This is a genomic window from Acidithrix sp. C25, assembly GCF_904848545.2.
In genome coordinates this window covers 863,318-876,332 of sequence record NZ_CAJHCI020000002.1, presented here as the reverse complement: position 1 = coordinate 876,332, position 13,015 = coordinate 863,318, and the positions used below count along the sequence as shown (strand labels likewise).

Sequence of the window (13,015 nt, the reverse complement as noted above, 5' to 3'; positions counted from 1 at the left end):
TGAACTTTAACCGACAGGGCGCTCTGATTGGGTCTGCGCAAATTGGGTCTGCGCAAATTGGGTCTGCGCAAATTGGGTCGCCGCGGTGATTGTCGGTTTTGATTCATGGGGCATTTAGGTGAGTCACCCGTATTGCTACCTTGGCGATGGTGTGTGGCACTAAGGGATAAAAATTCGCTATTTCATTTGGATCACTGGCGAGTGAAACTTTTATCTATTTTTGTCTTGTAGCTATTTCATGCTTTGAGTTCAATGGAGTTGACGACATAACCCCGGCATATTTGTATCGACTTTGGAATCAAGCCGATGTACAAAAACTATGGCCTGTGGGATCAAGTCGGACGTTACCTCAAGCGTGGCGCCTTTTTTTCCCGTTACCTATGACATCTGGCGCTTCACCTTCGGCGATGAGGTGGATTCGCAATAATTTACGCGCCCTATGTAGGCGAACCTTTGCATTGGATTCGGTAATTCCAAGCACCAAAGCGATCTCTGAATGCTCCATTCCATAGAGCTCTTTTAGGATTACGATGCGCCGCAACTCCTCTGGGAGTTTCTTTAAGGCCGCTTGAACCTCCATCGTGGATGCTATATCTTGATCGGTGACGCTTGAATTAGAAAGGGTGTCACCGAGTAGGACGTCAGCTCCTTCGATTACTTCAAAGCGTCGCCTCCTAGCTTTAGCAAGCAGGGTCGAGCTAGCATTTGTGACAATGCTAGACATCCACCGGCTAAAGCTAGAGTCTCCTCTAAAGTTCTTGAGCGAGCGGAAGGCTCTCAAATAGGCCTCTTGGAGTGCGTCACGTGCGTCGTCTAGATTTCCCGTTAGGGCTACGGCCCGCGCTAGGAGGTTTGGATATGTAATCCGTACTAATTCGTCGAAAGCTTCATGGCTGCCGGTTTTGGCCTCTTCTACGAGACGCTTGACTGCATTGGTGTCCATGCTCTGCTCCCGACTTTCTCCAAACCGATAAGTTCCTATGATAGTTCTTAAAATTGGTAGAGGAGACCAATAGCTACAGCATTTTGGTCTCGCGAGCAACCCACTGCGACGTTACCTTCGTTTGACCACGCTAGATCCGTCGATTTGTTTAATTAAATCCCTGGTCTCCTCATTGGCCGCAAGCAAATAGGAGGCGTTCAATGAGAAAATATCTTGATCTAGATCTTTGTCCGGACTCTGGAGCGCCAGACTGCGCTTGATCTGGACTTCTCGTAGCCATTGGCTCAGACCTTTGTGGATTTAATTGAAGGTTGGAGGGTGAAATTGGGAGGCAATTAGCTTTCTTGGGGAGATAATTGTTCGAGATCAGAATTTCATGGTCGTAAATATTCCTGAAGTTGGAGAGCAAGCGCTTAGAATTGAATCTCCGATAAGTATTTTCGGACACTGTTTAGGTTTGACTTCTTCATGGAGCTAACTTCGCGGTAGTCTGATAAGCTTGTGTCGGTCTTAGGGTAGTAGCTCAATGGTAGAGCACCGGTCTCCAAAACCGGGTGTTGGGGGTTCGAGTCCCTCCTACCCTGCGCAAATTTACCGGAAGAGGTTTTTAGGTGAATCGTCAATCGAAACGTCTTATGGCTCGCCAGCAAAGCCAGAGCGAAGCGGAACGGGCGAACGCCCCAAAGAAAGTTATATCTCAGAAGAATCAGCCAGAGTCAAAGCGACTTACGCCAAAGATATATCTTCGTGAAGTTCGTGATGAACTCAAGAAGGTTACTTGGCCAACTCGAAAGACGGTCATTAACTATTCGACTGTAGTTTTTATAACCCTTACCTTTCTTATCGCTTTGATATTCGTGCTGAACTTGGCTTTCTCCAAAGCCGTTCTATTTTTGTTTGGCTGATTCAGTCTTGGCTCTTGGGTGCCGCTGCTACTTTAGGATTTAAATGACTGACTTTTTTGATGAAACACCCCCAGAAGAAGATATACCTTCACGCGAGGAGGTTGAAGCTCCGATCCAGGTGATACCTGGGAAATTGGAGTATGTAAAGGATGGCGACGAGGTTCCTCTGGAGCCACAAGGGCCTCCGGAACAGAGCCCATTTGATCTGCCAGGGGACTGGTATGTCATACATTCATATTCTGGTTATGAGAAGAAAGTGAAGTCCAATCTGGAGTCTCGCATGAGTTCCATGCAAGTGGAAGATCGAATTCACCAAATTTTTATTCCGATGGAAGATGTCACCGAGATAAAAAATGGCAAACGAGTTGTCTCCCAGAAGAAGGTTTTTCCCGGGTATATCCTAGTGCGCGCTGACCTAGACGATCTGACTTGGGATGTGGTGCGGCATACGCCTGGTGTAACTGGTTTTGTCGGCATGGGATCGAAGCCGACGCCGCTATCACGTAAAGAAGTCGAATCCATTCTTAATTTCTCTGTCGAACCGATGGATCTTCAAAGAAAGTCAAGGCCTACTCTTGAATATCAGGTAGGTGACCCAGTAACCGTCAAGGACGGCGCCTTTGAGGGGCTAACAGGGATGATATCTGAGATAAATGAAGATCACCTCAAGTTGAAGGTGCTTGTCAATATATTTGGCAGGGAAACGCCTGTTGAGTTGGAATTTGCTCAAGTAGCCAAGGTATAGCTACCTAAAATCATATTGGCCTCTGCAGGATATTGCAGGATCCGCCGTATGATGTACTAGTTCATTAGCTGTTGTATGTCAGCCAAAAATTTAACAAAGTGAAACGAAACTAAAGATGGCAAAGCGTCGTGTTACCGCAATTGTAAAGATTCAGCTGCCCGCTGGAGCTGCTACTCCAGCTCCCCCGGTAGGTACCGCTCTTGGACCCCATGGAATTCAAACCATGGAGTTTTGTAAGCAGTATAATGCAGCCACAGAAGCGCAGCGTGGAACGGTTATCCCGGTTGAGGTTACAATCTTCGATGACCGCTCATTCACATTTGTGCTAAAGACCCCTCCGACACCGGTTTTGCTGCGACAAGCAGCCGGCGTTCCAAAGGGATCTGCAACCAACAAGAGAGTTGTAGCCGGAACTATTTCTGGTGACCAACTCGAAGAGATCGCTAAAACCAAGCTGCCGGACCTAAATGCCAACGATCTAGACGCCGCTAAGCGTCAAATTGCCGGAACGGCACGATCAATGGGCATCAAGGTCGCCGAATAGGCCTCGTCGAGCAGTTCATATATTTGGGAGATTTACCTTAAATGGCAAAAGTTACAAAGCGCATGAAGGCGCTAACGGCGTCCTATGACAGAGAACATCTAAATGTTCCAGCTGAAGCGGTGGAGACTGTAAGGAAGCTTGCAACTGCAAAGTTTGATGAGTCGATTGAGTTAGCGGTACGCTTGGGTGTTGACCCCCGAAAGGCCGATCAAATCGTGCGAGGTACCGTTTCACTACCAGCTGGTACTGGTCGAGAAGTCAGAGTCGCAGTCTTTGCATCCGGTGAAGCAGCCAATGAGGCCCGTGAGGCCGGAGCTGACGTCGTAGGCGCTGATGATTTGGTTGCTCGTATTCAAGGTGAGAGTTTTCTCGATTTTGATATAGCAATAGCCACTCCGGACCTTATGGGTCAAGTTGGCAAGTTGGGTCGTATTCTTGGTCCAAGAGGCCTCATGCCTAACCCCAAGACCGGTACTGTCACCACTGACGTTGCCAAGGCAGTCCGTGAATTCAAGGGCGGAAGAGTTGAATATCGCACCGATCGCGTGGGAAATGTTCAAGTACCGATCGGCAAAGCATCCTTCACCAAGGATCAGCTCCTTGAGAACTTTAGAGCAGTCGTTGATGAGCTCAGTAGAGCTAAGCCAGCATCCTCAAAGGGTCGCTACTTCAAGAGCGTTACCTTGGCTTCGACAATGGGACCTGGCGTCAAAGTTGATACTAACCGTCTGAGGGTTACAGAAGAGGATCTAGCGAGCTAGACTCCCTGATAGATTTCAAATATATAGGCAGTTGCCAAAGACCTTTGGTGCTCTTTTAGAGTGTAAATTCCAAGTGAAGCCAAAGTAGGTAACGATAAAAGTTTTTGGTACTGCCACAGATCGCCTCCAAGCGACTTGTGGCTTTTTGTTTTGTTCCGACTTTGGAGCAAATCTTTTGGATTGGAGAGAGTATGGATAATCCGCGTCCCGATAAGGTGGCGATAGTAGAGGAGCTAAACCAAAAATTTGCTAGTTCCGCTGCTGTTGTGGTCGCTGAATATCGTGGTTTGAAGGTCTCGGATCTCGAGGCGCTTCGTCGGTCTCTTGCGCTAGCCGGTGGCTCCTTCAAGGTGTACAAAAATACTCTTGTGAAGCGATCAGCCGATGCCGCAGGGCTAGAAGGACTGGCAGCTTACCTCGATGGGCCAACAGCTCTGGCGTTCGTGGAAACAGACGTCGTTGAGGTAGCGAAGGTTCTAAAGGAGTTTACAAAGACTCACCCGCTTCTCGTCGTGAAGGCTGGCGTCTTAGGCAATAGCGTGATAGATGCCAAGGGCGCACTTGCCCTCGCAGAGCTTCCTTCGCGCGAGGCCCTCTTGGGCCAGCTGGCTGGAGTCATGGCCGCGCCTATGCGCGACTTCGCTTCGGTTCTCAAGGCACTGCCGCAAAACTTTGCATATGCTCTATCTGCCTTGGTGGACAAGCAGACCGAAGAAGCAGCATAGCATTTACCCAATTTGGTCGTCGCCAGTTGGCGCGGCCGCTTAGATCCCTACGCCAGGTGGCTGGCGGGAGAGTACATCTTTAGTGATGTGCTTAAAATTTGAAAAATAGAAAGGAAACACAAATGGCAACTTCTGAGGAAATTCTAGAATCAATTGCATCCATGACCGTACTAGAGCTGAGCGAATTGCTCAAGGCTTTCGAGGAGAAGTTTGGCGTAACCGCAGCTGCTCCTATGGCTTTTGCAGCTCCAGTTGGTGGCGGCGATGCAGCACCTGTAGTGGAAGAGCAAGATGAGTTCGATGTTATCTTGACCGGCGCCGGCGAGAAGAAGATTCAGGTCATCAAGGAAGTTCGCAGCTTGACAAATCTTGGTCTAAAAGAGGCCAAGGATCTCGTTGATGGTGCTCCTAAGGCCGTACTGGAGAAGGTATCGAAGGAAGACGCCGAGAAGGCTAAGGCTCAGCTCGAAGGAGCAGGCGCCACGGTCGAGCTCAAGTAACATAAGTTTTTCGGTGGCGTTCGATCTATAATTGAGTTTATAGTTAGAGCAATAGATTAGTGAGCCACTTGCTCAGAGATGATATGGTGTTTCACTAATCCTGCCGAACTTGTTGATCAAAGGAGTCAAAATCGATATTTTCTCTGTTTTTGCCTCCTTTGACGAAATATTTGATGAAAGTTGAGTCAATCCTGCAAAGGATTGACTCGCTTTTGCGTCTCTATGTGTAAACTAGAAGATTGCCGTGCTTTCATTCTTACTCGCCCTCTTGCGCTTTTTGAGCATCTTTAAGAGCCCCTTGGCGATTCATGTCCTATTTCAGGTGAACTCTAGCTGGGAGAGATTCGTTGACCTCTAGATCTCGTTCTATTGAACGGTATTCGTTTGCAAATCTGGATGAGGTTTTGCCTCTACCAGACCTCATTTCTATTCAAAGAGAATCCTTCGATTGGTTTCTCCGCAAGGGCCTCTCAGAGGCCTTCGCGGAGTTAAGTCCGATTGAGGATTTTTCGGGTAAATTAGCTCTTGAATTAAATTTCGACGCCGATGACCCCGACCTTACGCCCGTGCCAAAATATAGCGAAGAGTTCTGCAAAGAGCGTGATTTAACTTATCAGGCTCCGATCTTCGTGAAGGCTACATTTATCAATAAGGGTACAGGTGAGCTCAAAGAGCACACAGTATTCATGGGTGATTTCCCTATGATGACTGAACGAGGTTCTTTCATTATAAACGGCACTGAACGTGTCGTTGTCTCCCAGTTGGTCCGATCTCCCGGAATTATTTTCCAAAAAGGTCGAGAGGCCAAGACTGTCGTTAGCGGAACGATTCATGCTTACCGTGGGGAGTGGCTCGAATTTGATGTCGAGTCTAAGCCTGGTCGCGAATTAAACGCTGGGGCTAGAGTTGCTCGAAAGAGGCGTATCTCTATCTTTACATTGATTCGTGCACTGGGTTATGACGATCCAGAGCTGCTTGAGCGCTTCGTTGAGGAGTTTGATTTTCTTTCGGATCAATGGTCCAAGGACAAAAATATACACAAGACTCAAGAAGAGGCATTGCTCGAGATCTATAAGAGGGTTCGTCCTGCTGACCTTCAGAATATTGAGTCCGCTCGAAATTACTTCGAGAGTTCCTTCTTCTCGACCAAGCGATACGACCTTACTCGAGTTGGTCGTTATAAGCTCTCTCGTAAGCTTGGTGCTGAGATTGAAAGACTATCTGATGTATTGGGGTTGGATCTTCCGGTGCCAGGTAGCAAAGATACAACTCTTTCACCAGCTGAGATATTGAGCGCAATCTCTTACATGCTCTGTTTGGTGGCACAGCGGCCCGGCTATCGCCTTGATGACCAGGATCACTTTGCCAATCGTCGAGTTCGTAGCGTAGGCGAGCTGATTCAGAATCAGCTTCGTTTGGGCCTCTCTCGATTGGAGAGATTGGTCAAAGAGCGTATGTCTACTCAGGATGTTGAGGCAATTACTCCTCAGACTCTGATCAATATACGACCAGTTAGTGCAGCTATCAAAGAGTTCTTTGCGACTTCTCAGTTGAGCCAGTTTATGGATCAGGTGAATCCTCTTTCTGGCCTAGCAAACAAACGTCGTCTCTCGGCATTGGGACCTGGTGGTCTTTCTCGTGAGCGAGCAGGCTTTGAGGTCCGTGACGTTCACACATCTCACTATGGCAGGATGTGCCCAATTGAGACGCCAGAAGGTCCAAACATCGGATTGATTGGTGCGCTAGCTAGTTATGCGCGTATCAACGAGTTTGGCTTTATCGAGACTCCTTATCGCAAGGTAGTCGAGGGAATAGTCACCGATGAGATTGCCTACTATCCTGCGGACTTGGAAGAGCAGTTTATTATTGCTCAGGCGAACGCACCTATCGACAAAGACGGACGGTTCATTGAAGATAAGGTTCTTGTTCGACGTGGTCCAATTGGTGCAGAAGTTCGAGTTGGCGTAGATACCACTTCGTATGCGTCTACCTCGGAGATTGACTTTGTCTCTGCTAAAGAGGTGGAGTTGATGGACGTCTCTCCAAAGCAGATCGTCTCAGTGTCGACCTCTTTGATTCCATTCATTGAGCACGACGATGCTAACAGGGCACTTATGGGTGCGAACATGCAAAAGCAGGCGGTTCCGCTTTTGGTGCCTGAGGCTCCTTATATCGGGACCGGTGTTGAGGCTCGTGCTGCACGAGACGCAGGTGACGTTGTCTTGGCGGAAGGTGTCGGAACTGTTACCGATGTCAGCGGAGATAGGGTTACGGTTGAATATGAGGTTGGGGAGTGCGATCGTTACGGTCGAGTTCTTGGTCGCAAGATCTACCCAATCGCTAAGTTTCGTCGTTCCAATCAAAATACTAGTTATAACCAGGTAGTGCTAGTCAACGTTGGGGAGCACTTGGTCAAGGGCTCTGTGATAGCTGATGGGCCAGCAACTCATGAAGGTGAGTTGGCTCTTGGTAAGAACCTTCTTGTGGCATTTATGCCTTGGGAAGGCTACAACTATGAAGACGCGATTATTCTTTCGGAGCGCCTGGTAAAAGATGACGTGCTCACATCTATTCACATCGATGAGCATGAGACTGATGCTCGTGAAACGCGACTTGGACCAGAGGAGATCACCAGAGATATACCAAATCTTTCAGAAGAGATCCTCTCTGACTTGGACGAACGTGGTATCGTCCGCATCGGTGCTGAAGTCGGACCAAATGATATTTTGGTCGGTAAGGTCACACCAAAGGGCGAGACCGAATTGACACCCGAGGAGAGGCTTCTTAGAGCTATCTTCGGGGAGAAATCTCGAGAGGTTAGAGATACTTCGCTTAAGGTCCCTCATGGTGAATACGGGAAAGTTATCGACGTGAAGGTATTTTCACGCGATGAGAATCCCGATTTAGCTGCTGGGGTCAATCAGTTGGTAAGGGTCTATGTGGCTCAACGTCGTAAGATTACAGAAGGCGATAAGCTTGCTGGTCGCCACGGTAACAAAGGTGTTATCTCTAAGATTTTGCCCCTTGAGGATATGCCCTATATGGAAGATGGCACTCCTGTTGATATTATCTTGAATCCACTTGGAGTTCCTAGCCGGATGAACGTTGGTCAGGTCCTCGAGTCGCACTTAGGGTATACGGCACGTTGGGGATGGCCAGGCAACCCCTTGGCCGATGAGCCCGTGCGAGGTACTGAGACTAAAACTCGACCAAGAACTAAGCCATCTTCGTGGATTGCAACGCCCGTCTTTGATGGTGCGCACTGGGATGAAGAAGATAAAGCTGGTCGTCACCCGACGATCCAGAATATCTTTGAGAATCTGAATCCAGAATCTCGCGACGGGGTGAGGTTGATTGGCAATGACGGCAAGGTCACACTATATAACGGGCGTACCGGGGATAAGTATGACAACGCGGTTTCTGTCGGTTATGTCTATATCCTAAAACTCGCTCACCTTGTAGATGACAAGATTCACGCACGTTCGACCGGTCCATACTCCATGATTACCCAACAGCCGTTGGGTGGTAAAGCTCAATTTGGTGGTCAGCGCTTTGGAGAGATGGAAGTTTGGGCTCTTGAAGCTTATGGAGCTGCATATGCTCTTCAGGAACTTTTGACTATTAAGTCTGACGACGTCTTGGGTCGTGTCAAGGTATATGAGGCGATTGTAAAGGGAGAGAATATTCCTGAGCCAGGAATTCCTGAGAGCTTTAAAGTTTTGATCAAAGAGATGCAATCGCTTGGTCTAGACGTAGAGGTTCTCTCGCATTCTGGCGAGGAGATTCAGATCCGTGAGATCGATGAAGACGCATTTAGAACAACCGAACAACTCGGGATTTCACTAGCACGTCCTGAACGTGGGTCGGATTACGACGACGGTCAAAGGCGCTTCGGTGGAGAAGGGAGCTTTTAATAGATGATTGATGTCAATGAATTCAATAATCTTCGTATCGGCATCGCTAGCTCTGATGCCATTCGTTCATGGTCTCATGGCGAGGTCAAAAAGCCTGAGACGATTAACTATCGAACCTTGCGCCCCGAACGTGATGGTCTATTTTGCGAGAAGATTTTCGGTCCAACTAAGGACTGGGAATGCGCTTGTGGAAAGTATAAGAGGGTTCGTTTCAAGGGTATTATCTGCGAACGCTGTGGCGTCGAGGTTACCCGAAACAAGGTTCGCCGTGAGCGAATGGGCCATATCGAACTGGCAGCTCCTGTAGTTCATATCTGGTACCTTCGTGGTACTAGATCGTGGTTGGCTTATCTATTGATGGGTACATCTCTAAAAGAGGAACTCAAGGCTAAGCAGCTAGAAAAGGTTATCTATTTCGCCGCCAACTTGGTTACCTGGGTTGATGAGGATAAGCGTCACGAAGATCTCTCTAATCTAGAGATCGAACACGCTGCCAAGGTAAAAGAGGTTGAGAATCGAAAGAATCTCGATCTTGATGCTATCTTCAAAGAAAACGAAGAAGAACTAGCTGAACTCGAGGCAAAGGGTGCCAAAGAGGCTGAGATTCGAGCAGTTCAGAAGCGCTTTGAACAGCGTCTTGAGCTAGCTCGTGCTCGCTTTGATAGAGATATCGAAGTGGCCGAGAGGGCTTTTGATGCCTTTAGAAATCTACATGGTCGTCAAATTATCGAGGATGAAATCCTGTGGCGTGAACTTCGGGAGAGCTTTGGCGAATACTTCGAAGGCGGCATGGGTGCTGAAGCTATAGCTAAGCTGATCGGTCGTTTGGATTTGGTCGATGAGGAGCGAAAGCTTAGAGAGATCATTGATCCCACCGACGGAAGAAAGCCACTAGCTGCCCAACGTCGTCAGAAGGCTATCAAGAGACTTAAGATTGTCTCGGCTTTCAATGCCGCGGCAAGCGCTGGTGAGCATGGAAAGATAAATTCTCCATCTTCGATGATCATGGACGTTATTCCAGTGATTCCACCGGATCTGCGCCCTATGGTTCAACTCGATGGTGGTCGTTTTGCTACTTCGGACCTCAATGACCTTTACCGTAGGGTCATAAACCGCAATAACCGCCTAAAGCGATTGCTCGATCTAGCGGCTCCTGAGATCATCGTGAATAACGAAAAGCGTATGCTCCAAGAGGCAGTTGACGCTCTCTTTGACAATGGGCGACGTGGTCGACCCGTTGTTGGTCCAGGAAATAGGCCACTAAAGAGTCTTTCTGACATGCTCAAAGGCAAGCAGGGACGTTTTCGTCAGAACCTTCTGGGAAAGCGCGTTGACTATTCGGGACGTTCGGTTATTGTCGTTGGACCAACACTAAAGCTGCATCAGTGCGGCCTCCCCAAGCAGATGGCACTTGAACTCTTTAAACCTTTCGTTATGAAGCGGTTGGTTGATCTTGAATACGCACAGAACATTAAGTCTGCAAAGCGAATGGTTGAGCGACGGCGAAATGAGGTCTGGAACGTTCTCTCTGAAGTTGTCAAAGAGCACCCAGTTCTCCTGAACCGCGCCCCGACCTTGCACCGCTTAGGTATTCAAGCTTTTGAGCCAGTGTTGGTGGATGGAAAGGCAATTCAGATTCACCCGTTGGTCTGTGCCGCCTTTAACGCTGACTTTGACGGTGACCAGATGGCTGTTCACCTTCCGCTTAGTTCCGAGGCGCAAGCCGAAGCTCGCATTCTGATGCTTAGTGCTAATAACATTCTTTCTCCTGCTACTGGTCGTCCAATTACAGTTCCTACTCAGGATATGGTCTTTGGTATCTACTATCTGACCATGGAGGTAAATGGGGCTAAAGGGGATGGAAGAGTCTTTAGGCACAGCTATGAGATTCAGCGTGCTTATGAGGCAGGCGACGTCAACTTGCACGCTCGAATCCTCTTTCGACGTCCAACCGAGGATGGATATGAAGAGATTGTCACTACTCCTGGTCGAGTTTTCTTCAATGATGCCCTTCCAAGTGACTTTCGTTTCGTAAACACTTTGATAGGTAAGAAGGCAACTCCAATCGGCTCGATCGTAGAAGAGATAGCCAATAACTACTCTAAGCAGGTCGTCTCTACCTCGCTGGATGCGATCAAGAGCCTCGGTTTTCGATTTGCAGCTCAGTCTGGTCTTACGATCTCTATCAATGACGTAAAGACGCCGTCGATCAAGGGTGAAATCTTGGATCGTTATGAGAAGGAAGCGGAAAAGGCTGAGACGCAGTTCAAGCGCGGTATTATTACCGACGACGAGCGGCGTCAAAAAGAGGTCGAGATATGGACCTCTGCAAACAGCGAGATCGGTAAGGCGATGGAGGCAGTACTCTCTTCGTTTGCCTTCAACCCCTTGGACATGATGGTGGACTCAGGTGCTCGTGGTAATGCTCAGCAGATTCGCCAGATATCTGGTATGAAGGGTCTTGTCTCTAACCCTAGAGGAGAGATGATTCCCCGTCCTATTAAATCTTCCTTCCGTGAGGGCCTCTCGGTACTCGAATACTTTATTTCAACACACGGTGCTCGAAAGGGATTGGCTGATACCGCCCTTCGAACAGCTGACTCTGGATATTTGACCCGTCGTTTGGTCGACGTTGCCCAAGAGTTGATCGTTCGTGTGGATGATTGCGGTTCTACCCGTGGTATTTGGATGGACGAGATAGTTCCCGATGAAGCTAAGCGTTCTTCTTATTTGGAGACTCGTATCTATGGAAGGGTCTTAGTAGAGGGCGTTGAACTGGTCGATGGAACGGTCCTTGGGACCGGTACCTTGATTGATGATAACGTTTTAGCTCAACTCCGTGACGATCCGGGTATCGATAGGATCAGGGTGCGTTCTGTATTGACTTGTGAGACTCCTCATGGAGTCTGTCGGGTTTGCTATGGACAATCCTTGAGCGCAGGTCGTTTGATCGACTTGGGTGAGGCCGTTGGCGTTATTGCTGCACAGTCGATTGGTGAACCTGGTACCCAGCTAACAATGCGTACCTTCCACCAGGGTGGCGTTGCAGGCGCTGACATCACCCATGGACTCCCTAGGGTGGTGGAGCTCTTTGAAGCACGTACCCCCAAGGGATCGGCCATCTTGGCCCACCGTAGTGGATCTGTGCAAGTTGAAGAGGGCGAAAGTCATCGAAAGCTTATTGTCATTGACGATCAGGGCGAGCGCGAGGAGTACGATCTATCTCCTAAGCAGCGCTTGGAGGTTCACGGTGGTGACATGGTTGAGGCTGGAGACGTTCTTGTCGATGGCCCCAAAGATCCTAAGGAACTCCTAGACATTAAAGGCATGCGCGAAGTTCAACAGTATTTGGTTGAAGAGGTACAAAAGGTCTACCGTGACCAAGGCGTTTCTATCCACGATAAGCATATTGAACTTATCGTGCGACAGATGCTCAAGAAGGTTACAGTGGCCGAGCCAGGCGATTCGGACTTTTTGCCCGGCGAGAGGGTAGACGCTCGTGTCTATCACGATCGCAACGTCGAACTGACCTCTTCTGATCAAAAGCCAGCTCTTGGTCGGCCCGAACTTATGGGTATTACCAAGGCGAGTCTCGCTACCGAGTCGTGGCTTTCTGCTGCGTCATTCCAGGAGACGACTCGCGTGCTGACTGAAGCGGCCATTGAGGCCCGTTCTGATTCGCTGCTTGGCTTGAAGGAAAATATTATCATCGGGAAGTTGATTCCGGCCGGTAGCGGCATGCCGCTCTATCGCAGTGTTCAGGTCTCAACTCCTCATGCACGGAAGATGTCGTATTGGTCATCTAGTGATGACTTTGATGAGTATGAGGACCCAGATGAGGATGAATTGGCCGACCTTGAGTCGACCATTGATGATTCATTTGACTTTGATCTTGATGTAGATCTAAACGACATTCCCGGTGGAATTGGCGGTAGCGGTCTGGGCGAAGGCGCCTGATATTATTTGATTCCAGAGAGA

The 13,015-nt window shown here is 48.7% G+C and carries 9 protein-coding genes and 1 tRNA gene; 9 read left to right on the top strand and 1 reads right to left on the bottom strand.

Translation table 11 applies throughout. The features are described 5' to 3' along the window. Window positions 1–349 precede the first annotated feature (349 nt). Window positions 350–943, bottom strand: a complete 594-nt coding sequence (locus ACIDITHRIX25_RS96990) for an RNA polymerase sigma factor (protein ID WP_052604339.1) — start codon at window positions 941–943, stop codon at window positions 350–352. A gap of 512 nt (window positions 944–1,455) precedes the next feature. On the opposite strand from ACIDITHRIX25_RS96990, the gene ACIDITHRIX25_RS96985 reads away from it, so the two are divergent. The 9 genes from ACIDITHRIX25_RS96985 (at window position 1,456) to ACIDITHRIX25_RS96945 (ending at window position 12,994) form a co-directional block, all read left to right on the top strand. Beyond that, window positions 1,456–1,527: transfer RNA gene (locus ACIDITHRIX25_RS96985), tRNA-Trp, on the top strand. 27 nt (window positions 1,528–1,554) lie between these two features. Continuing rightward, window positions 1,555–1,848: a preprotein translocase subunit SecE gene (gene secE / locus ACIDITHRIX25_RS96980; protein WP_152625815.1), complete on the top strand. Its 294-nt coding sequence runs from the start codon at window positions 1,555–1,557 to the stop codon at window positions 1,846–1,848. A gap of 43 nt (window positions 1,849–1,891) precedes the next feature. Further along, window positions 1,892–2,593 (top strand): transcription termination/antitermination protein NusG, encoded by a 702-nt coding sequence (gene nusG, locus ACIDITHRIX25_RS96975; protein ID WP_052604337.1) that lies wholly within the window; start codon window positions 1,892–1,894, stop codon window positions 2,591–2,593. A gap of 115 nt (window positions 2,594–2,708) precedes the next feature. Beyond that, complete coding sequence (gene rplK / locus ACIDITHRIX25_RS96970; protein WP_052604336.1) at window positions 2,709–3,137, top strand: 50S ribosomal protein L11; 429 nt, start codon at window positions 2,709–2,711, stop codon at window positions 3,135–3,137. A 41-nt stretch (window positions 3,138–3,178) separates the two neighbouring features. After that, the gene (rplA, locus tag ACIDITHRIX25_RS96965; RefSeq protein ID WP_052604335.1) at window positions 3,179–3,898 is read left to right on the top strand and encodes a 50S ribosomal protein L1; all 720 of its coding nucleotides are present in this window, start codon (window positions 3,179–3,181) and stop codon (window positions 3,896–3,898) included. A 191-nt stretch (window positions 3,899–4,089) separates the two neighbouring features. Next, window positions 4,090–4,623: a 50S ribosomal protein L10 gene (gene rplJ, locus ACIDITHRIX25_RS96960; RefSeq protein ID WP_052604363.1), complete on the top strand. Its 534-nt coding sequence runs from the start codon at window positions 4,090–4,092 to the stop codon at window positions 4,621–4,623. Between the two features lie 122 nt (window positions 4,624–4,745). Continuing rightward, the gene (gene rplL, locus ACIDITHRIX25_RS96955) at window positions 4,746–5,123 is read left to right on the top strand and encodes a 50S ribosomal protein L7/L12 (RefSeq protein ID WP_052604334.1); all 378 of its coding nucleotides are present in this window, start codon (window positions 4,746–4,748) and stop codon (window positions 5,121–5,123) included. Window positions 5,124–5,470: 347 nt separating this feature from the next. After that, window positions 5,471–9,037, top strand: coding sequence for a DNA-directed RNA polymerase subunit beta (gene rpoB, locus ACIDITHRIX25_RS96950; protein ID WP_052604333.1), 3,567 nt, complete (start codon window positions 5,471–5,473; stop codon window positions 9,035–9,037). Between the two features lie 3 nt (window positions 9,038–9,040). After that, a complete protein-coding gene (locus ACIDITHRIX25_RS96945) occupies window positions 9,041–12,994 on the top strand; it encodes a DNA-directed RNA polymerase subunit beta' (RefSeq protein WP_201733336.1) in 3,954 nt (1,317 codons plus the stop codon). Window positions 12,995–13,015 lie beyond the last annotated feature (21 nt).

Bases quoted from the DNA above. Each gene is read 5' to 3' on its own strand.
- ACIDITHRIX25_RS96990 (WP_052604339.1), bottom strand. From the start codon at position 943: ATGGACACCAATGCAGTCAAGCGTCTCGTAGAAGAGGCCAAAACCGGC.
- nusG (WP_052604337.1), top strand. From the start codon at position 1,892: ATGACTGACTTTTTTGATGAAACACCCCCAGAAGAAGATATACCTTCA.
- rplK (WP_052604336.1), top strand. From the start codon at position 2,709: ATGGCAAAGCGTCGTGTTACCGCAATTGTAAAGATTCAGCTGCCCGCT.
- rplA (WP_052604335.1), top strand. From the start codon at position 3,179: ATGGCAAAAGTTACAAAGCGCATGAAGGCGCTAACGGCGTCCTATGAC.
- rplJ (WP_052604363.1), top strand. From the start codon at position 4,090: ATGGATAATCCGCGTCCCGATAAGGTGGCGATAGTAGAGGAGCTAAAC.
- rplL (WP_052604334.1), top strand. From the start codon at position 4,746: ATGGCAACTTCTGAGGAAATTCTAGAATCAATTGCATCCATGACCGTA.
- ACIDITHRIX25_RS96945 (WP_201733336.1), top strand. From the start codon at position 9,041: ATGATTGATGTCAATGAATTCAATAATCTTCGTATCGGCATCGCTAGC.